This window comes from Yersinia massiliensis CCUG 53443 (assembly GCF_000312485.1).
Classification (GTDB): Bacteria; Pseudomonadota; Gammaproteobacteria; order Enterobacterales; family Enterobacteriaceae; genus Yersinia; species Yersinia massiliensis.
This window is the reverse complement of sequence record NZ_HE997644.1, coordinates 315,381-336,547: the sequence shown is the minus strand read 5'-3', so window position 1 is coordinate 336,547 and position 21,167 is coordinate 315,381. Positions and strand designations below refer to the sequence as shown.

Sequence of the window (21,167 nt, the reverse complement as noted above, 5' to 3'; positions counted from 1 at the left end):
TGAATGAGACGCTGCTGGACTAAGGTTAAATAACGATATTTAAGGCTTTAAGTGGTTTCGCTGATAAACGCGAGCGTATATCATTTTTTTCTAATACAGACTAAATAGACTGGCGGAGTCCATAGTGGGCGGCTAATCTGAACCCTTGTCAGGGTAGATGACACAACATGAGGAGGAATCATGACTCAATCAACAATTCGTATTGCTGTGGTTGGCGCTGGTGGTCGTATGGGCCGGCAATTGATCCAAGCAATCACCGATACAGACGGTGTTGCACTGGGTGCTGCTGTTGAACGCGTAGGTTCCACACTAGTAGGCAGTGATGCGGGTGAACTGGCTGGAACAGGTTTGTTAGGTATTACTGTAAGTGATGATTTATCCAAAGTAATTGATCATTTTGACGTATTGATCGATTTTACTCGTCCAGAGGGCACATTGGCGCATTTAGCCATTTGTCGCCAATACCGCAAAGCGATGGTTATCGGCACTACGGGCTTCGATGATGCTGGTAAGGCGGCCATTCGTGAGGCAGCAACCGAAATTGGTATCGTGTTTGCGGCTAACTTCAGTGTTGGGGTCAATGTCGTGCTTAAATTGCTCGAAAAAGCAGCTAAAGTGATGGGCGACTATACCGATATCGAAATAATTGAAGCTCACCATCGGCATAAAGTGGATGCGCCTTCAGGTACGGCATTAGCGATGGGAGAAGCGATTGCTGACTCACTCGGTTGGTCATTGAAAGAACATGCTGTTTATAGCCGTGAAGGCCATACCGGCGAACGTAAACCGGGCACAATTGGTTTTGCAACAGTACGTGCTGGCGATATTGTCGGTGAGCATACCGCGATGTTTGCGGATATTGGTGAGCGTGTTGAAATCACCCATAAAGCGACCAGTCGCATGACATTTGCCAACGGTGCCGTAAAATCCGCTGTTTGGGTATCAACGCACGATAATGGCCAGTTTGATATGCGTGATGTCTTGAATTTGAACGAACTTTAACGGTGTAAAGCACAGCCAGTGATGTGGTTGTTTTTATCATAATTATTTGATAATAGGGCAATATTTTATTGTCCTTTTTTATTTTGTTATGTAATTGCCGTTTTTAATCAAATTATTCACTATAAGATACAAAATAATGTGTTTTTAGTGCTATTTATTCCTTTCATCTCCTAAATGAAGCAGCCGCATGTGCTTTTCTCCCTTCTGAACCTCTATTTACCAACCACTGGCCATCGCAACCGTTTACTCAGTTAGGTTAATATGTGTTTTTGCCGTAGTAAGCCGCTCTTTTTGATGAGAACGGCAAAAAATAGAGAAAAAATGGCACTATTAGTAGACAAGAGCATCACTCATCATTAAAATGCGCCCAATTTGCCAAAAATTAGCTTTGAGGGCGGTTTTTGCATTGATTTAGATCGTTAGATATGAATTAATATGCAAATAATGTGACTGTTTATTCCTTGGAGGGTGTTTTGATTAAGTCAGCGCTATTGGTTCTCGAAGACGGAACCCAATTTCACGGTCGGGCCATCGGGGCAGAGGGTACGGCAGTGGGGGAAGTGGTCTTCAATACGTCGATGACCGGTTATCAAGAAATCCTCACTGATCCTTCCTACTCCCGCCAGATCGTCACTCTTACTTATCCCCATATCGGCAATGTCGGCACTAATGCCTCCGATGAAGAATCCTCCGCAGTACACGCCCAAGGTCTGGTTATTCGCGACCTACCATTAATTGCCAGCAACTACCGTAATGAAGAAGGCTTAACCGAGTATCTCAAGCGTCACAACATTGTTGCGATTGCGGATATTGATACCCGTAAGCTGACTCGGTTGCTGCGTGAAAAAGGTGCGCAAAACGGCTGTATTATTGTGGGCGACTTGTCTGATGCCGCTTTAGCATTGGAAAAAGCGAAAGCCTTCCCTGGCCTGAAAGGGATGGATTTAGCGAAAGAAGTGACCACGAAGGATAGCTACGAGTGGCTACAAGGTAGTTGGACGCTGGAGAATGATTTGCCTGCGGCGAAGCAGCCAGAAGATCTGCCCTTCCACGTAGTGGCTTACGACTATGGCGTGAAACGCAATATTCTGCGCATGTTGGTGGACCGTGGTTGCCGCCTGACGGTGGTTCCAGCACAAACCCCTGCTGAAGACGTTCTGAAGCTGAATCCGGATGGCATTTTCTTATCTAACGGTCCAGGGGACCCTGAGCCATGTGATTATGCTATCGCAGCCATTAAACGCTTCCTTGAAACGGATATTCCCGTGTTCGGTATCTGTCTGGGTCATCAATTACTGGCACTGGCCAGTGGCGCCAAAACGGTAAAAATGAAGTTTGGTCACCACGGTGGTAACCACCCGGTTAAAGATTTAGATGCCGATTGCGTCATGATCACTGCGCAGAACCATGGTTTTGCTGTAGATGAAACCACATTACCCGCTAACCTGCGCACTACGCACGTTTCATTATTCGATGGGTCGCTGCAAGGCATTCATCGCACCGATAAAGCAGCGTTTAGCTTCCAAGGTCACCCCGAAGCTAGCCCAGGGCCGCATGATGCTGCTCCGTTGTTTGATCACTTTATCGAGCTGATTGAAGCTTATCGTGCCGCTAGTCACACCCATAAATAATCAGGAGCGATTACCATGCCAAAACGTACAGATATAAAAAGCATCCTGATTCTGGGCGCAGGCCCAATTGTTATCGGCCAAGCTTGTGAATTTGACTACTCTGGTGCTCAGGCTTGTAAAGCGCTGCGTGAAGAGGGTTACCGCGTCATTCTGGTGAACTCAAACCCAGCGACCATCATGACTGACCCAGAAATGGCCGATGCAACCTATATCGAGCCAATTCACTGGGAAGTGGTGCGTAAAATCATCGAAAAAGAGCGCCCAGATGCTGTTTTACCGACCATGGGTGGCCAAACAGCACTGAACTGTGCGCTGGAACTGGAACGCCAAGGTGTTCTCGCCGAGTTTGGTGTCACCATGATTGGTGCCACCGCTGATGCGATTGATAAAGCAGAAGACCGTCGCCGCTTTGATATTGCGATGAAAAAAATCGGTCTGGATACGGCGCGCTCCGGCATTGCACATAATATGGAAGAAGCACTGGCCGTTGCGGCTGATGTGGGCTTCCCTTGTATTATCCGCCCCTCCTTCACCATGGGTGGCACTGGTGGCGGTATTGCCTATAACCGCGAAGAGTTTGAAGAGATTTGCGAGCGCGGTCTGGATTTGTCACCAACCAAAGAATTGTTGATTGATGAGTCACTGATTGGTTGGAAAGAGTATGAGATGGAAGTGGTTCGCGATAAGAACGACAACTGCATCATCGTTTGCTCCATCGAAAACTTCGATGCAATGGGTATCCATACCGGAGACTCCATTACGGTCGCGCCAGCTCAAACACTGACTGATAAAGAATACCAAATCATGCGTAATGCCTCGATGGCAGTACTGCGTGAAATCGGTGTAGAAACCGGTGGTTCTAACGTCCAGTTCTCGGTTAACCCGAAGAACGGCCGTTTGATTGTCATTGAAATGAACCCGCGCGTTTCTCGTTCCTCAGCGCTGGCGTCAAAAGCGACGGGTTTCCCGATTGCTAAAATTGCCGCCAAACTGGCGGTAGGTTATACGCTCGATGAGTTAATGAATGACATCACCGGTGGCCGCACACCAGCGTCTTTCGAGCCCTCTATTGATTACGTTGTGACCAAAATTCCACGCTTTAACTTCGAAAAATTTGCGGGCGCGAATGACCGCCTAACCACACAGATGAAATCTGTCGGTGAAGTGATGGCAATCGGTCGTACGATGCAAGAATCATTGCAAAAAGCGTTACGTGGTCTGGAAGTTGGCGCGACGGGTTTTGATCCGAAAGTCAGCTTGGATGACCCTGAAGCCTTGACCAAGATTCGTCGTGAATTGAAAGAAGCCGGTTCTGACCGTATTTGGTTCATCGCTGATGCTTTCCGCGCCGGCATGTCGGTTGATGGCATTTTTAATCTGACGAACGTGGATCGCTGGTTCTTGGTACAGATTGAAGAACTGGTTCGCCTAGAAGAAAGTGTGGCGGAGTGCGGTATCAATGGTCTGAACGCTGAGTTTATGCGTCAGTTGAAACGCAAAGGTTTCGCCGATGCGCGTTTAGCCAAATTGGTGGGTGCGGCAGAAAGTGAAGTGCGCAAACTGCGTTACAAACACGGCCTGCATCCAGTTTACAAACGCGTCGATACCTGCGCAGCAGAGTTCTCAACTGACACGGCTTACATGTACTCAACCTACGAGGAAGAGTGTGAGTCCAACCCAACCAGCGATCGTCCGAAGGTGATGGTACTGGGTGGTGGACCGAACCGTATCGGCCAAGGGATTGAGTTCGACTATTGTTGCGTACACGCTTCATTGGCGCTGCGTGACGATGGTTACGAAACCATCATGGTGAACTGTAACCCAGAAACGGTTTCGACCGACTATGACACTTCTGACCGCCTCTATTTTGAGTCAGTAACACTAGAAGATGTATTGGAAATCGTACGTATCGAGAAGCCACAAGGCGTTATCGTGCAGTACGGTGGTCAAACACCATTGAAATTAGCGCGCGAACTTGAAGCGGCTGGTGTGCCCGTTATTGGTACCAGCCCAGATGCTATCGACCGCTCTGAAGACCGTGAACGTTTCCAACAGGCCGTTAATCGTCTGGGCTTGAAACAGCCAGCGAATGCGACCGTTGCCACGATTGAACAAGCGGTAGAGAAGGCGACTGGTTTGGGCTACCCGTTGGTGGTTCGTCCATCCTATGTCTTGGGTGGCCGCGCAATGGAAATCGTGTATGACGAAGCTGATTTGCGCCGTTACTTCCAAAACGCGGTCAGTGTATCGAATGATGCGCCCGTGCTGCTGGATCGCTTCCTTGATGATGCTGTTGAGGTCGATGTTGATGCCATTTGTGACGGTGAACGCGTACTTATTGGCGGGATCATGGAACATATTGAACAAGCGGGGGTTCACTCCGGTGACTCTGCTTGTTCACTGCCAGCCTACACGCTGAGCAAAGAAATCCAAGATGTGATGCGCCAGCAAGTCGAAAAACTGGCCTTTGAGCTATGCGTGCGTGGCTTAATGAACGTGCAGTTTGCGGTGAAGAATAACGAGGTTTACCTGATTGAAGTTAACCCTCGTGCTGCCCGTACTGTGCCGTTTGTCTCAAAAGCGACCGGTATGCCACTGGCAAAAATTGCTGCACGCGTGATGGTCGGTCAATCACTGGCTGAGCAAGGTATCACCGAAGAAATCATTCCACCTTATTACTCAGTCAAAGAAGTGGTCTTGCCGTTCAATAAATTCCCGGGCGTTGACCCGATTTTAGGGCCAGAAATGCGTTCGACCGGTGAAGTCATGGGTGTTGGTCGTACCTTTGCTGAAGCATTCTCTAAAGCGATGTTGGGCAGTCAGTCTGGCATGAAAAAGAGTGGCCGCGCGTTATTATCAGTGCGTGAAGGTGATAAACATCGGGTGGTTGATTTGGCGGCAAAGCTGCTGAAACAGGGCTTTGAACTGGATGCAACCCACGGTACTGCAGTGGTGCTGGGTGAAGCAGGGATAAATCCGCGCTTGGTCAATAAGGTGCATGAAGGTCGCCCACACATTCAGGACCGTATTAAGAATGGTGAGTACACTTACATTGTCAATACAACGGCGGGGCGTCAGGCGATTGAAGACTCCAAACTGATTCGCCGCAGTGCTTTGCAATATAAAGTGCATTACGACACGACCTTGAATGGCGGTTTTGCTACCGCGATGGCATTAAATGCAGATCCGACTGAACAGGTTATTTCAGTGCAAGAAATGCATGCCAAAATTAAGAATATGAAAGGTTAATGTGGATGTAACACCACAGTAAACAAGAGGCGATGGAGACATCGCCTTTTTTTATGCTTAGAGATGATAAAATCGCGTTCTTTAGCCTAATTAGCAGTATTTGTTATAAACAGAAGTATTATTCATAAACATTAATATTGTTCATAAACAACATTGATCTTCACCAATGTTAATGCGCGACGTATTGTGGATATTAAGGATAACGGGTTAAACACCGCTATCGCTAGCTCAGTGCGACTTTGATGCCTAAGCCGATCAATAGGCCGCCTAATAGCTTATCGACCACTTTTTGTGCTTTTGCTAAACCACGACGCACTGGCGCGCTTTGAATCAGAATGACCAGTAGAGGCCACCAGATAACGGCCAGTACCCAGATGATGGAGGCGTACCACAGTTTTTCGCCCACGCCAGAGTTAATCTGCAAGATTTGAGTGAAAACGGCGAGGAAGAAAAGTGTCGCTTTGGGATTCAATAAGTTGCAAAGGTATCCCTGTAAGAAGGCGGCTTTCAGCGTGATGGGGGACTGTGTGGCGTTATCGATATTGAGTTTACTTTCTCCGCGCGCCAGCAGGGCTTGAATACCAATCCAAATCAAATAGCAGGCACCAGCATATTTCAGCAGATTAAATAGCCAAGGGGTAGTGGTGATAACCACTGCCAGACCGGCCACGCAGTAAGACATGTGTGTCGCGACACCCAAAACGACGCCAAGCGCGGTCATCATGGCCGCGGGGCGACGGTAGCGAGCAGCATTTTTGATGACCAAAAAAAAGTCAGGTCCAGGGGAGAGCATCCCCAAAGTAGCAAGAGTAGCGACGAATAAAGAGGTTTCAAGCATAAGGATTACCGAGTAAGAGTGATGCGTTCTGGCGATAATAACGCCACTAAGCCTTCGTTGCATTATTCTTATTGGTTATCTGTGGTAGTGAGATTTTTTGCAGCGATGATACCGAGCATTGTCTTTATGCTCTTTTGGCAGATTCTTTTACTTTTCTGACGGATAGTGATGCACGAATATGAGCCTTGAGAATGTAGTCAGTCATGATGTACCGCACCAGCAACAGCGTGAAATTACGAGGCTGTGCATCAAGTGTGCTTTGCTGCTTTTGCAGCATGGTGCTGAAAGTATGCTGGTTGAACAGTTATCTGCCCGCTTAGGTCTGGCGCTGGGGATGGACAGTGTCGAAAGCTCTATCTCTGCTAATGCTGTGGTATTAACGACCATCAGCCAAGGCAATTGTCTGACCTCAACCCGTAAAAATACCGATCGCGGTATCAACATGCAGGTGGTCACAGAAGTCCAGCATATTGTCATTTTGGTCGAACACCATTTGTTGGACGGGAAAGATGTAGAGAAGCGTTTTGAGAATATCAAACCGCTGCGTTACCCGCGCTGGCTGGTCGTCGTGATGGTTGCGCTCTCTTGCGGCTGCTTCAGTAAACTCAACGGCGGCGGCTGGGATGCCTTTTCAATCAGTTTTATTGCCAGTGGGTTGGCGATGTTTGTGCGGCAAAGTTTGACTGCTCGCCATATGAACCCGCTCATTAACTTTTGTATCACGGCGTTTGTCGCGACCTCGGCCTCTGGCCTACTGATGCGGTTACCTGCTTTTCAGGAGGCTTCCAGCGTGGCGATGGCCGCCAGTGTGCTGTTACTGGTGCCGGGGTTCCCGCTGATTAATGCTGTCGCCGATATGTTTAAAGGGCATGTGAATACCGGATTGGCGCGATGGGCAATGGCAAGCCTATTAACCCTGTCGACCTGTATTGGGGTGATATTTGCGATGGGGCTTTGGGGATTGCGGGGGTGGGCGTGAGTTTACTCTGGGCTTTACTACAAGATATGGTGCTGTCAGCAATACCGGCACTCGGTTTTGCGATGGTGTTCAATGTGCCGGTTCGCGCATTACGCTATTGCGCATTACTCGGGGCGATGGGGCACGGCTCGCGTATGCTGATGGTTCACTTTGGCATGAATATCGAGCTGGCTTCATTATTGGCGTCGATAATGATTGGGATCGTCGGGATTAACTGGTCACGTTGGTTGCTGGCTCACCCAAAAGTATTTACCGTCGCTGCAGTCATTCCAATGTTTCCGGGGATCTCAGCGTATACCGCCATGATCTCAGTGGTGGAGATTTCTCATCTGGGTTACACCGAGGCATTAATGTCGACGATGGTGACTAATTTCCTAAAAGCGTCATTTATCGTGGGGGCGTTGTCGATTGGTTTATCTTTACCTGGATTATGGCTCTATCGCAAACGTCCTGGTGTATAAGGCTTTTTTTATTCTCTGTTTTAGTATCGCGCTAGGAGCTGTCTTATATGTGCAATTAGCCTGATCATCGCTATCGACGCTGGTTTAGGCTTTACGTATAGTGTGAGCAATTTTTCGGTACTGGCTCTCGTAGCCCACAGGGTTTAACAATGATTATTAGCCTGATCGCTGCATTGGCAGCAGATCGCGTTATTGGTATGGAAAATGCCATGCCATGGCACTTACCGGCAGATTTAGCGTGGTTCAAACGTAACACGTTAAATAAACCGGTCATTATGGGTCGTAAGACTTTTGAATCTATTGGCCGTCCTTTACCAGGGCGTTTGAATATTGTTATCAGTAGCCAGCCCGGTACTGATGACCGTGTCACTTGGGCCACCTCTATTGATCAAGCACTTTCTTTGGCTGGTGATGTAGAAGAAGTGATGGTGATGGGCGGCGGGCGTGTCTACAATCAATTTTTAGACCGTGCAAACCGGATGTACCTGACTCATATTGATGCTGAAGTCGGTGGTGATACCCATTTCCCTGACTATGAGCCAGATGAGTGGGAAAGTACTTTTAGTGAATTCCACGATGCAGATGAGGCCAACTCTCACAGTTATTGCTTCGAAATTCTGGATCGTCGCTAAAGGCGCATATTGTTCATCATTTGTATCTCGCTAAAAAGCCGAGATCGCTGACAAGGTGCCCTTTGCGGAGAGAACAAGCAGATCGTAAAGACGCCGTAAAATCATCCCTGATGGCTCGAGCCGCGCCATCCGTGGCGCGGACGGCCTGTCCTCACCGTTTTAAATCGAGTCATCGGTGTTTGTCAGCAGTCTGAAAGCCCATTAATGGGCTTTTTTTGTATACGCCTTTAACCGATATTCAATATTACAAATAATTTAGTGGATCTTCAGATGATGATGCTAATTCATCAGCCTGCGTTATTTCGGCCTCAACTTTGAATGAATGTTGAGTGAAATAGCGCTTATCTTCCCAGCGTAGCAAGGTTAAATCGCCACCCCAGCAGCAGCCTGTATCCAGCCCATAAATACCATCAGGTACACCTTTACCTTCTAATGATGCCCAATGACCAAAAATAATCGAATACTCAGGATCGACTCGTCTTGGCAAATCGAACCAAGGTTTGAGCGGAGCAGGGGCATTGTCCGGCGTATCTTTACAGATCATGTCCAATTGCCCGTTCGGGAAGCAAAAACGCATACGGGTAAGTGCATTGGTACTAAAGCGCAAGCGTGCTAACCCCGTTAGCTCAGGTGACCAGTTATTTGGCATATCACCGTACATGGCATCAAGAAACAATGGATAACTGTCACTGCTTAATACCATTTCGACTTCACGGGCGCAGATCTTGGCGGTTTCGATATCCCATTGTGGCGTGATACCGGCATGAGCCATGATTAATTTGAGTTCATCATCAACCTGTAAAACCGGTTGGCGACGTAACCAATTGATCAATTCGTCAGCGTCAGTCGCCTCCAGCAGAGGTGTGATGCGATCTTTTGGCTTATTACGGCTGATACCTGCATAAACGGCCAACAGGTGTAGGTCATGGTTACCTAGAACCATACGTACAGCGGATCCTAAAGAGCGCACATAACGTAATACATCTAATGAATCGGGGCCTCTGGCGACTAAGTCACCCGTGAGCCATAAAGTATCCTGCTGAGGATCAAAATTGACCTGCGCTAATAGCGCAAGCAATTCATCCAAACAGCCATGAACGTCGCCAATAAGATAAGTAGACATATTTGAGTTGAGATCAGGATTAATGGATCAGCGCTGGGATCGCTAAGCGGAATACCGGAATTGCCGTACGGAAAGTCTGACCAAGATGATCAACCATTTCATAATGCCCTTCCATAGTACCCAGCGGAGTTTCTAAAACTGCGCCGCTGGTATATTGAAACTCATTACCTGGCAGGATCAAAGGCTGTTCACCAATGACCCCTTCGCCCTGAACTTCAGTCTGCCGGCCATTGCCATTGGTGATTAACCAATAGCGGCCAATCAGTTGCACATTTGAACGGCCCAAATTACGGATGGTGACGGTATAAGCAAAGACGAAACGTTCTTCATCCGGTATCGATTGAGTTTCCACATAGATACTTTGCACCTGTACACAAACGCGAGGCTGTTCAATCATAATGTGCTCCTGCCTATTCTTGCGGTGTCGATTGGGCTGAAAGCCAGTTCGCCAGCTTACAGTATTGCGCGACAGAAATATTCTCTGCCCGCATTATCGGGTCAATACCTAAATCAATTAACTGCTCTGGAGTAAACAGGTCACCTAAACTATTACGCACTGTTTTTCTACGCTGATTAAATGCCTGTGTAGTAATGCGACTCAGCATGCGTACATCACCCACTGGGTTTGGCATGTTCACATGTGGAACTAAGCGCACCACAGCCGAATCAACTTTCGGGGCAGGGGTAAATGCAGTCGGCGGCACTTCGAGTACCGGAATGACATTGCAATAGTATTGCGCCATGACGGTCAAACGGCCATAAGCTTTGCTATTCGGCCCTGCAACCAAGCGGTTAACGACCTCTTTTTGTAACATGAAGTGCATGTCACGGATAGCATCAGTATAGCTGAAAAGATGGAACATCAGCGGGGTGGAGATGTTGTATGGCAAGTTACCAAACACCCGCAATGGTTGCCCCGCAAGTTCTGCCAACTCAGAGAAATTGACCTTCATCGCATCTTGCTGATGGATGGTAAGCTTATCTTTCAATTGAGGATGACTGGCGAGGCGAGCGGCTAAGTCACGGTCCAGCTCGATCACCGTCATACGATCCATACGTGCTGCGACCGGTTCGGTCAATGCGCCTAAACCGGGGCCAATCTCTACGACCGCTTCACCGGGAACTGGATGGATCGCTGAGACGATGCTATCGATGACAAACTGATCGTTTAAAAAGTTTTGTCCAAAGCGTTTGCGGGCAAAATGCCCTTGGTGGACTCTATTATTCATTGCTGTTATTTATCATTTTAATGGCTAAGTTTAATGCCGTAATGAAACTGCCAACATCAGCAGATCCGGTTGCGGCGAGTTCTAATGCGGTGCCGTGATCCACAGATGTGCGGATAAAGGGTAAACCGAGAGTGATATTCACTGCTCGACCAAACCCTTGATATTTCAGCACAGGTAATCCCTGATCATGGTACATCGCGAGAACAGCATCAGCATGTTGCAGATATTTGGGCTGAAATAGGGTATCTGCCGGCAGAGGGCCGACAAGATTTATCCCCTGCTGACGTAATTCATTCAGCGCAGGAATAATGGTATCAATCTCTTCATGGCCCATATGGCCACCTTCGCCTGCATGAGGATTAAGCCCGCACACATAAATCTGCGGCTGCTTAATACCAAATTTAGTTTTCAGGTCATGATCAAGAATGGTGATCACTTCATGCAAGCAATCGCGAGTGATAGCTTCTGGCACAGCCAGTATTGGCAGATGAGTCGTTGCCAGTGCAACACGCAGTTCTTCTGTTGCCAGCATCATCACAACACGTGGGCAATGGCTACGGTCAGCAAAGAACTCGGTATGCCCGATAAAAGGGATACCAGCATCATTGATAATGCTTTTTTGCACTGGGCCTGTCACAAGGGCAGCAAACTCACCACTTATCGCGCCATCACAAGCTTTAGCCAAGGTTTCCACCACATAGTGGCTGTTGTTAACATCAAGCTTACCGGGTATCACCTGTGCCGTCGTTTTCACTGGCAAAATAGTGAGCGTACCAGCTTGCTGGGCTAACGCGGGTTGGTTTGGCTGATAATCACGCAACTGCAAAGGGAGATTAAGTTGGCTAGCACGTGCAAGCAGCAAGGCCGGATCCGCGCACACCACTAACTCAACAGGCCAATCCTGTTGCGCTAGGGCGACGACTAAATCCGGCCCAACCCCAGCAGGCTCGCCGGGGGTGATAACGATACGGTTATTGTGGTTGTGCATTACTACCATCAAGAATTTTTACGTAAGCAGCAGCACGCTGCTCTTGCATCCAAGTTTGAGCTTCTTCAGCAAACTTGCGGCTGAAGAGCATACGGTACGCACGATCTTTCTGCGCGGCATCAGTTTTGTCTACCTGGCGGGTATCGACAACCTGAATTAAGTGCCAGCCGAATGAGGAATGAACCGGTGCACTGATTTCGCCTTTTTGCAGCTTCATCAAGGCATCACGGAACGCAGGGTCATAAATATCAGGTGATGCCCAACCCAAGTCACCCCCTTGCACCGCAGAACCTGGATCCTGAGAAATCTCTTTGGCAATATTGGCGAAAGTGGTTTTCCCACTTTTAATGTCAGCAGCCGCTGCCATTAACTTAGCGCGTGCTTGATCATCCGTCATCACTGGCGATGGTTTCAGCAAGATGTGGCGAGCGTGAACTTCCGTGACAGAAACGGAATTATCCCCGCCACGGATATCATTCACTTTCAGAATGTGGAAGCCTACGCCGGAACGGATAGGACCAACGACTTCACCCTTATTCGCCGATTGTAGTCTTTCAGCAAACAGAGAAGGCAGTTCCTGCAATTTCCCCCAACCCATCTGGCCGCCTTTCAGTGCCTGAGAGTCAGCAGAGTTAGCGATAGCCAATTTACCAAAATCAGCGCCACCTTTAATGTCGGACACCAGTTTGTTGGCTAACTCTTCAGCCTGATCAACTTGTTGCTGAGAAGGATTCTCTGGCAGCGGGATCAATATGTGACTGAGATTCAACTCGGCATCACCACTGGTTTGGTTACCAATTTGCTTGGCCAAGGATTCAACTTCCTGCGGCAAGATGGTAATCCGGCGGCGCACTTCGTTGTTACGTACTTCAGAGGTCAGCATCTCTTTGCGGATCTGCTCACGATAAGTATCATAATTCAGGCCATCAGCCGCTAAACGACTGCGCATTTGAGCGGGGGTCATACGGTTTTGCGCTGCAATATCCGCAATGGCTTTATCTAATTGCTCATCACTGATGGTGATGCCCATCTTCTTGCCCATCTGCAACAGGATATTATCCATAATCAGACGTTCAAGGATCTGATGGCGTAAGGTCGCATCGTCTGGCACTTGTTGCCCAGACTGCTGTGCATTCAGCTTCACTGACTGTAACAGGCCATCAACGTCACTTTGCAAAACGACGCCGTTATCGACTACGGCGGCAACTTTATTGATTTCTTGTGGTGCTGCGAACGCGGTATTGGCACAGACAACCAATCCGAGAATAAGCGTTCTCCAGTTCTTCATACCTTTTCCATTTATGTAATCCGCTTTGGCGGGTTAAAATTCACTGTATTCAGTGTGTTACACAGTATCAGAATGCACTTTGATAAGGCAGAATACCTGAGCGCAGCATTTGTGCCGTCCCCAGGCTATGGTCACTACTCAGACCACGTAATTCGATGTTAAAGCTAATTTTGTTATCGTACTTACTGGATTCATATTGTGAATTCCAGCCAGTGATTTTACGCTCATAACCTAAGTTTATCGCCCAGCAACAAGTGTTGTATTGTACGCCAACAAGCTGGCTAGCAGGTTGATTAGCTTTGGTATCGTAGTAATAAGCGCCAACCAATGCCCAACGGTCAGCGATTGGCCAACTCGCGGTCGTACCAATCTGAGAGATACCCTGCTGATAGCCGGGGCTTCTCACGTTAGAGACTGCGGCTTGAATATATTCTGGACTCGCATAGCGATAATTCAATTGAATCATACGCTCGGCGTCCTTTCTATACTCCAATACTCCGTTACCTAAGGTTAAATTCCCTAAACGCGTATCATACTGCGCGCCGCCTTTCAGACCCAACTGGTCACTGATTCGCCAGAACGTATCACCCGCCCAAACTAAGCTACCGGTATCACTACTGTTATCAATAGTTTCGCTGTTACCGGTACGCGAACGACTGAAGTAATAGATTTGACCCACAGAAGCATTAAAACGTTCAACCAGCGTGTCATCATATATGCGTGTGGTTAAGCCTGTGGAGACTTGATTCGCAGACGCAATACGGTCTAGGCCACTGTAGGTACGATCACGGAACAGGCCAGAATAGTCAGACTGCATCAGAGTGGTGTCATAAATGTAGATATCATCCTGATTCCGGTAAGGAACGTAGAGATATTGTACGCGCGGTTCCAGAGTTTGGGTGAAACCTTCACTCCAATCCATTGGCCGGTCAAATACCACTTTGCCATCGACTTTAAATTGCGGCATCACCCGATTTACTGAATCTTTCAGTTCAGGCGCTGCTTCACCGCCATTAGAACTTGAGTAATAGTTGGCGAAGCCAGTAGGGATATCCTGCTGGTAGTGGGTGGCCAATAACTTGGCTTCAGTATTTAAGCTCCCCCAACCGTTAGACAATGGTAGGTTAACCGATGGCTCGACATGGAATCGGCTAGCTTCCGGATTATTCAGGCTAACGCTGGTGAATTTGGCTGCTTGGCCATAAACATGCAGGTCAAACGGGCCAATATCATTTTTGTAGTAGTTCATGTCCAATTGCGGCTGGGCGCGGTAAGCATTGCTATTACCGGCGTCAGTAAACACTTGGAACTGCTTGGAAGCCAAAGTGGCATTCCAGTTTTGATCGGCATACCCAGCGCTGAATATTTGCGTCGCATAACCGTCAGTGGTGGAGCCATATTGCGACGATAAATCGGTGAAGTAGTTTGGATCACTCACACGGGTATAGTTGACGTTGAAACGCCACACTTTATCCATCACGCCAGAATGGCCCCAGTAGTATAACCAACGAGTCGGATTATCTTCTTGGCCATTTTGTCCGTGGTACAAACGATCGCTGGGTAACCAATCTAACGCCATAGTACCGGCTCCCGGAGCCAGTAAATAGCGGAACTCATTCTGCCATTGCAACCCGCGACGCTCCATATAATGTGGCGTAATGGTGGCATCGAAGTTTGGCGCAATATTCCAATAATACGGCAGCATAAACTCAAGGCCGTTATTACTGGTGTACTTCGCGTTAGGGATCAGGAAGCCTGAACGACGTTTATCGCCGACGGGTAATTGCATATACGGGCTGTAGAACACCGGTACTTTGCCAATTTTAAAGCGAGCGTTCCAGATTTCAGCCACTTCTTCTTCGCGGTCATGTATGACTTCTGAACCTACGACGCTCCAGCTATTATCCCCCGGTAAACAGGAAGTAAAAGTCCCGTTCTCTAGGATGGTGTAGCGGTTCTGCCCACGCAATTTCATCAAATCTGCATCGCCACGCCCCTGACGCCCGACCATCTGATATTTACCTTTATCCATATCAGTGTCTTTGGTATTCAGGTTTGACCAGCCTTTGGGGCCTTTCAGCTTAATTTGCGGATCGTCATAATTAACGTCACCAGTAGCGGTGACAGTACGTACCGGGATAGCTGTACCGGGTTTTTGTACTTGTGTCAGCTCAACCTGATTAGCCGTTAGCGTGCTGTTGCCTTGCTGGACAATAACATTACCCGTAAAAAGTGCATTATCGGGGTAATTGGCTTCGGTCTTATCTGCATTAATGCGGACCGGTAGCTGATTCGGATCGCCTGTGACCAGAGGTTGGTCATAGGTAGGCACACCGAGCATACATTGCTCAGCAAGGTCAGCCAGTGATTGTTGGCTATATAGCGCCGTCCATATCAATGTGGCCAGCAGTGTGGGGAATCTTTTTTTCATACGCTGTTTTGGTGTTCCGTCATCTGGGGGCATCATGCCGGCAAACGGTTTGAGACTATATTACTCATCACCGTTGCGCTAGTGTTAAATCCGGTCGTTTACACGTCTCGCCGTTAGGCGCTGAGCTGAATGCCGAGTATGATAATGCAAATTTTGACTGACGGCATGATGAATTGAGGAGTATATGCAGTATTGGGGAAAACTGCTCGGTCTGGTATTGGGCTTAATGTCAGGTACTGGTTTCTGGGGTGTGGTACTGGGGTTGCTTGTCGGCCATATGGTCGACAGGGTGCGAAGCACGAAGCGCCGCGGCTATTTTGCCGATCAACAAACACGACAATTCATTTTTTTCCGCGCCACTTTTCAGGTGATGGGGCATTTGACCAAGGCCAAAGGGCGGGTGACGGAGGTTGATATTCAGCTTGCCAGCCAATTGATGGATCGAATGCAATTGCATGGTGAGGCCCGAACGGCGGCGCAACAAGCGTTTCGTGAGGGTAAAGAGAGTGGTTTTCCGTTACGTGAAAGATTGCAGGAATTACGTAGCGTTTGTTTCGGCCGCTTTGATTTAATTAGGATGTTTCTGGAAATTCAGTTGCAGGCAGCATTTGCTGATGGGTCATTGCATCCCAATGAGCGCCAAGTGTTGTATGTCATTGCTGAAGAGCTGGGGATCTCGCGCGGTCAATTTGACCAGTTTCTGAGCATGATTGAAGGCGGTCGTCAGTTTGGCGGTCACGGTGGGTGGCAGGGGCAGCAGGGGGGATACTCTCGAGGGGGTTACCAGCAAGCCTCGAATGGCCCGACGATGGAAGACGCCTGCAAAGTGCTCGGAGTTAATAGCACGGATGATAGTGTGGTCATTAAGCGTGCTTACCGTAAGTTAATGGGGGAGCACCATCCTGATAAGTTGGTGGCAAAAGGCTTGCCGCCAGAAATGATGGAGATGGCGAAACAGAAAGCCCAAGAGATCCAAGCTGCGTATGATTTGATTAAGCGTGAGAAAGGATTTAAGTAAGCGAGCTTGGCTGCATTAAAAAAATGCCTGTGATCAGGCATTTTTTACTTTTATCTCACATGGTTGCCAGAACGATAATCGTTAAAGTAGTTGAGGTGTTGTCATTATTGTTGTGGCGAGAGCCTGTAAGATTTTCCCCGCACTTTGCTCCGCCATACTGACCATGTCTGCTTGATTGGCAGTGAATGCCGCCATAGCATCAGGCAATGAATGATGTGTTGCTGAATGAGCCAAACAAACATCATTTTCTGTGGCTAGGGTTGAGTGAGGGTATTCGTGATGGGCTTCGTAAATATTATCGAAACTGACTTGAGAGTCATTAATTCCTTCTGCCTTTTTTTGTTGCGGAACGTAAGCGCCAAGCTTGCTATAAAATGTTTTTGAATCTGAGGCACCAAAAGGAATATCTCGCCGATATACCTCATTATTATCAATGGCAATCTTGATGAGAGGCTGATCTCTGTGCATCACCATCTCAAGTTCGAAATGATAATATTGGCCTAATTCAATTTTCTCTATTACAACATTTTCATTTTGATAAAGAGGGCTTTCAGCATCAGCAGAAACAAGATGTTGATTGACGGTGTTAATGGTTGAAACAAGCGTACCATCTTGTTTAATATGTAACGAAAAAGGAGGGCGATCACCGCCTAATGTTTTCATACTGCCGCCCAGTTCTCTAACCTGAAATAGAATCAGATCTTTAGGCAGAGAAGTTGCTTTGAAATCAAAGGAATATTTCGACTGAGCTGCTATTTTAATCGGCTTAAAGTTAGAAATCTCCGCACGATAGTTGCCTATTTTTTTGGGCAAGTAAAACGTGATGTCGCTATCCTTTCCTGATGTTCCACTTTTAGGAACGATGGAAATATGTTCTGATTCAACTGCTTGTTTGGTAGCGGATTTTCTAACCGCTAATGTTGTGGTTTTTGTAGAATGCCAGTTTTGCGTACTGGTATTGATACTGACCGAATACCCTGATAATGCCGCGACATTATTTTCATTAAATCGGTGTATATGACTTCTTATTTTTTTGCCTTGATGAGTAATGTTTTTATCTGTATTTAAAGAACAATTATCGGTGATAGACATCATAATATTCCTTCATTTCAGTGGTGATTGATGGACTATTATTATCTGGCAAACTATTTTGTTGTTGTTTTACATTCTTAATTATATTCCACTCTAATATTTAATCACTTAATTAAAAGAGTGAAACACAATTTAACTACAACTTATTCTACGAATAAATATCAAAATTCCGCTTCGCATTTAAAATGCATAGCTGTCCCAAATTCTGGATGAGTAATGCATAATTCCTGCGCATGGAGCTGTAATCTCGATGCCATCGCTTTCGCCTCTGGATGAGCATAGAAACCATCACCCAGAATCGGATGCCCCATCGCCAGCATATGAACGCGTAATTGATGCGAGCGGCCCGTAATAGGCGATAACTTCACTCGGGTACTGCCATCGGCATCACGTGAGAGGACCAAATACTCTGTCTGTGCTGATTTACCGGTTTCATAGCAGACTTTCTGCTTTGGCCTATTGGGCCAGTCACAGATTAAAGGCAAATCTACCAACCCCTCATCTTGTGCTAAATGGCCCCATACGCGTGCGATATACGTTTTTTTCGGCTCACGCTCACGAAATTGTCGCTTAAGTTCGCGCTCAGCCGCCTTGGTCAACGCCACGATAATCACACCACTGGTGGCCATATCTAACCGATGAACAGATTCTGCGCTTGGAAAATCGGCTTGAATGCGCGTCATCACGCTGTCTTTATTCTCGGGTGCGCGACCCGGAACGGAAAGCAACCCGCTGGGCTTATTGACCACCATGATGTGTTCATCTTGATACAACACGATCAAATTCATCTATTTCTACCCGCTACTGATGAGGCTTTCCAACGCCATTGAAAAATTGGAGGCCATAATAGCAAAAAATGGGCATTTTATTCTCGACGCAGAAAAGAAAACTGGGCAAGAAGCGGCTGTCAGTCATATCGCTTGCAACAATATGATGGAAACAGCAGATTCATGCCCAGCGTCGTATTACCGCGTTACTTTTTGAGTAAAACGCTTCCTATCAGAACAGCACGGAATAGTTCACTGCAAAGGTACGGCCACGACCTTTATAGGTATAGAGGTCCGGTGCGCCGTAGGTTGGGCTATACAGAATCGGTGCACGTTGTCCCCAAACCGTGGTGTAGTCTTTATCCAGCAGATTTTCGATGCTGAAAGTGACTTTCCCCACTGGCAAGGTGTAGCTACTCATGGCATCAATGGTGTTGTAACCGTTGATCTTACGGCCCTTACTGTCAGAGACATCGAAAGTTTGTTGGGTCTGCACGCGTAGCTCCCAGTCACCCGGTGCCCAGCCAACATAGGCGGTGGCTTTAGATGGGCTGGCGGTGTCGACCGTCAACTTCTGCCATTTACCGTCAGTTTGGGTTTCAGATTTGATCAGGTTAAAGGTACCGCCGGTACTCCACTCGCTATCGTCGAAAACGTAATCAGCAGCGCCTTCAACCCCGTAGATACGGCGCTTATCCGGCAACACATTGATGGTCATATCGGTTTTGTTGATTGAAATGGTTTGGTCAGAAACTGAGTAATAACCTGCGATTTGAGTGCGTAAGTTATCACCGGTATAGCGCCAACCCAGTTCATAAGCATTAACCTTGATGCCTTCCAGCTTGGAGTCATTAACGTTGACACTGTTTTGTAACTGGTAGTGGCCATTGACCAACGTATAGCTACCTGAACCGTAATATTTCGCCAAGTCAGGGATCTCAAATCCTTGTGAGAAATTAACCCAAGTCTGTTGGCTTTCTGTCAGGTGGGCCAGTAAACCGGCATTAAACAGGAAGTTGTTGTAATCGGTTTTCCCGCCGGGAACCGCATCTGCCGAGGTCGCAGTGCCTTGCGCAATGGCTTGTTGCTGCGCATAGGCCACGAAATCATCCACTTTGTTCTCGGTATATTGATAACGGACCCCACCGCTCAGGGTGAAGATCGGGTTGATGTCGTAGCTCGTTTGCAGGAATGGTGCCACATTCGTGGTGGTGTAACTTGGATAGCGGCCCACGTTGTAGGCATTGACTAACGTCATGCCGCCAGATTGCTGGGCTTGCGCCAAATTAAAGAACTGTTGATTGGCATTGAAACTTTCATGTTCCAAATCGACACCGTATGTCAGCGTCAAACTGTCGATAGGTTTGCTGTTGAGTGTCAGTTTAGTGCCATAAAAATCAGTTTTCTGCTGGGATGCACCAATGCTGGTTACCGCTGTACCGGCTTTGTTCAGCGTTGGGAAAGGATAAAAGGTCAGTGACTCATCGCGATAAAATACCTGAGCCACTAAATCTTGCCCCCACAGATCCGTGTTGGAGTACTGCAGATTGATAAGATGGCGTTCTGTACCCGGAATACGATCTGAGTTCAGACTTGAGCTGTTTGACGCTGTTCCTGTCCCCGTGACTGCCGAGAAATTTTGCCCCAAATACAACCCGTGTTTACCGTCGGACTCACTGTTGAAATACTGAGCGGTCAATTGTAGCTGCTGGTGGTCATCAATATTGTATGTGCCACTGCCCATCACGTCTAAACGGTTAGAAAACTGCAAGCCAGTCTGAGTGTTATCGATTAAGACTTCATTGCCTTTACCGTCATACCAACCGCCATAGCGCTGATAAGACACTGAGAACCGCCCGAAGGCTTGTTCTGTGCCACCACTCACCGCTGCGGCGATATTCTCATCATGGTCATGACTACTATTGAACCCCGTTTTGCCTCCAATCTGTAATTCAACCTGTTTTTCAGCTTGGCCTTTTTTGGTCACGATATTGATCAGGCCGCCGGTACTACCACCACCGTAAAGAGAGGTGGCACCGGAGATAACCTCAATATGCCCAATATTGAATGGATCAATCGAATCGAGCTGGCGGCTGTCACTGCGCGAGGAGTTTAGGCGAACGCCATCTACCATCACCATCATTGAACGGCCACGCATGTTCATCCCGTAGTTCGTTCGGCCCTGACTGCTGACATCCATGCCTGGAATCAACTGCGCGAGGATATCTTTAAGCTCTTTACCCGCCTGAACCTGCTGTTCGAGTTCAGCGCCTTCAATCACCCAAGTTGTTTGCGCCATTTCAGTCACACTGCGGTGTGTACGGCTGGCGGAAACCACCATTTGATCTTCTGCCCAAGCGGCGGGGGTGAGCATGGTGAGCAGACACGAATTTATTACCCAGAGGTGCTTCATTATAATTTCCTGTATTCCTATATCGT

18 protein-coding genes are annotated in these 21,167 nt (G+C 47.7%); 7 read left to right on the top strand and 11 right to left on the bottom strand.

Features of this window, described 5'->3' with window-relative positions:
* The first annotated feature begins 180 nt into the window (after nt 1-180).
* The 3 genes from dapB (at nt 181) to carB (ending at nt 5,882) form a co-directional block, all read left to right on the top strand.
* Complete coding sequence (gene dapB, locus BN68_RS10530) at nt 181-1,002, top strand: 4-hydroxy-tetrahydrodipicolinate reductase (RefSeq protein ID WP_019211131.1); 822 nt, start codon at nt 181-183, stop codon at nt 1,000-1,002.
* A gap of 473 nt (nt 1,003-1,475) precedes the next feature.
* A complete protein-coding gene (gene carA / locus BN68_RS10525) occupies nt 1,476-2,633 on the top strand; it encodes a glutamine-hydrolyzing carbamoyl-phosphate synthase small subunit (protein ID WP_019211130.1) in 1,158 nt (385 codons plus the stop codon).
* A 15-nt stretch (nt 2,634-2,648) separates the two neighbouring features.
* Entirely contained in the window at nt 2,649-5,882 is a 3,234-nt protein-coding gene (carB, locus tag BN68_RS10520) for a carbamoyl-phosphate synthase large subunit (RefSeq protein WP_019211129.1), read from the top strand.
* 223 nt (nt 5,883-6,105) lie between these two features.
* Here carB and BN68_RS10515 read toward each other — a convergent pair whose 3' ends face one another.
* Nucleotides 6,106-6,720 carry a LysE family transporter gene (locus BN68_RS10515; RefSeq protein WP_019211128.1) on the bottom strand — a complete coding sequence of 205 codons (615 nt, stop codon included), beginning with the start codon at nt 6,718-6,720 and terminating at the stop codon, nt 6,106-6,108.
* A gap of 178 nt (nt 6,721-6,898) precedes the next feature.
* Between BN68_RS10515 and BN68_RS10510 the strand changes: the two genes are divergently transcribed.
* The 3 genes from BN68_RS10510 (at nt 6,899) to folA (ending at nt 8,792) form a co-directional block, all read left to right on the top strand.
* Nucleotides 6,899-7,699 (top strand): threonine/serine exporter family protein, encoded by an 801-nt coding sequence (locus BN68_RS10510; RefSeq protein WP_019211127.1) that lies wholly within the window; start codon nt 6,899-6,901, stop codon nt 7,697-7,699.
* Complete coding sequence (locus BN68_RS10505) at nt 7,696-8,160, top strand: threonine/serine exporter (protein WP_019211126.1); 465 nt, start codon at nt 7,696-7,698, stop codon at nt 8,158-8,160. The genes BN68_RS10510 and BN68_RS10505 overlap by 4 nt, the downstream gene beginning before the upstream one ends.
* A 149-nt stretch (nt 8,161-8,309) precedes the next feature.
* The gene (gene folA / locus BN68_RS10500; protein WP_019211125.1) at nt 8,310-8,792 is read left to right on the top strand and encodes a type 3 dihydrofolate reductase; all 483 of its coding nucleotides are present in this window, start codon (nt 8,310-8,312) and stop codon (nt 8,790-8,792) included.
* 16 nt (nt 8,793-8,808) lie between these two features.
* Here the strand turns inward: folA and BN68_RS24490 are convergent, their stop codons facing one another.
* The 7 genes from BN68_RS24490 to lptD all read right to left on the bottom strand — a co-directional run bounded on the left by BN68_RS24490 (nt 8,809) and on the right by lptD (nt 15,851).
* Nucleotides 8,809-8,904 carry a gluconate 5-dehydrogenase gene (locus tag BN68_RS24490; protein ID WP_145495892.1) on the bottom strand — a complete coding sequence of 32 codons (96 nt, stop codon included), beginning with the start codon at nt 8,902-8,904 and terminating at the stop codon, nt 8,809-8,811.
* A gap of 132 nt (nt 8,905-9,036) precedes the next feature.
* Nucleotides 9,037-9,915, bottom strand: coding sequence for a bis(5'-nucleosyl)-tetraphosphatase (symmetrical) ApaH (gene apaH / locus BN68_RS10495; RefSeq protein WP_019211124.1), 879 nt, complete (start codon nt 9,913-9,915; stop codon nt 9,037-9,039).
* A 19-nt stretch (nt 9,916-9,934) separates the two neighbouring features.
* The gene (apaG, locus tag BN68_RS10490; protein WP_019211123.1) at nt 9,935-10,312 is read right to left on the bottom strand and encodes a Co2+/Mg2+ efflux protein ApaG; all 378 of its coding nucleotides are present in this window, start codon (nt 10,310-10,312) and stop codon (nt 9,935-9,937) included.
* Between the two features lie 13 nt (nt 10,313-10,325).
* Entirely contained in the window at nt 10,326-11,144 is an 819-nt protein-coding gene (rsmA, locus tag BN68_RS10485; protein WP_019211122.1) for a 16S rRNA (adenine(1518)-N(6)/adenine(1519)-N(6))-dimethyltransferase RsmA, read from the bottom strand.
* Complete coding sequence (pdxA, locus tag BN68_RS10480; RefSeq protein ID WP_042806633.1) at nt 11,137-12,132, bottom strand: 4-hydroxythreonine-4-phosphate dehydrogenase PdxA; 996 nt, start codon at nt 12,130-12,132, stop codon at nt 11,137-11,139. Before pdxA ends, rsmA begins: the two co-directional genes overlap by 8 nt.
* Complete coding sequence (gene surA / locus BN68_RS10475; RefSeq protein WP_019211120.1) at nt 12,116-13,420, bottom strand: peptidylprolyl isomerase SurA; 1,305 nt, start codon at nt 13,418-13,420, stop codon at nt 12,116-12,118. Before surA ends, pdxA begins: the two co-directional genes overlap by 17 nt.
* A gap of 67 nt (nt 13,421-13,487) precedes the next feature.
* Entirely contained in the window at nt 13,488-15,851 is a 2,364-nt protein-coding gene (gene lptD / locus BN68_RS10470) for an LPS assembly protein LptD (RefSeq protein ID WP_042806698.1), read from the bottom strand.
* Between the two features lie 184 nt (nt 15,852-16,035).
* On the opposite strand from lptD, the gene djlA reads away from it, so the two are divergent.
* Nucleotides 16,036-16,869, top strand: a complete 834-nt coding sequence (gene djlA, locus BN68_RS10465) for a co-chaperone DjlA (RefSeq protein ID WP_019211118.1) — start codon at nt 16,036-16,038, stop codon at nt 16,867-16,869.
* Between the two features lie 81 nt (nt 16,870-16,950).
* On the opposite strand, the gene BN68_RS10460 is transcribed toward djlA, so the two are convergent.
* The 3 genes from BN68_RS10460 to BN68_RS10450 form a co-directional block, all read right to left on the bottom strand.
* Entirely contained in the window at nt 16,951-17,961 is a 1,011-nt protein-coding gene (locus BN68_RS10460) for a hypothetical protein (RefSeq protein WP_019211117.1), read from the bottom strand.
* Nucleotides 17,962-18,122: 161 nt separating this feature from the next.
* Nucleotides 18,123-18,743, bottom strand: a complete 621-nt coding sequence (gene rluA, locus BN68_RS10455) for a bifunctional tRNA pseudouridine(32) synthase/23S rRNA pseudouridine(746) synthase RluA (protein WP_042806697.1) — start codon at nt 18,741-18,743, stop codon at nt 18,123-18,125.
* Nucleotides 18,744-18,960: 217 nt separating this feature from the next.
* The gene (locus BN68_RS10450) at nt 18,961-21,141 is read right to left on the bottom strand and encodes a TonB-dependent siderophore receptor (RefSeq protein WP_019211115.1); all 2,181 of its coding nucleotides are present in this window, start codon (nt 21,139-21,141) and stop codon (nt 18,961-18,963) included.
* Nucleotides 21,142-21,167 lie beyond the last annotated feature (26 nt).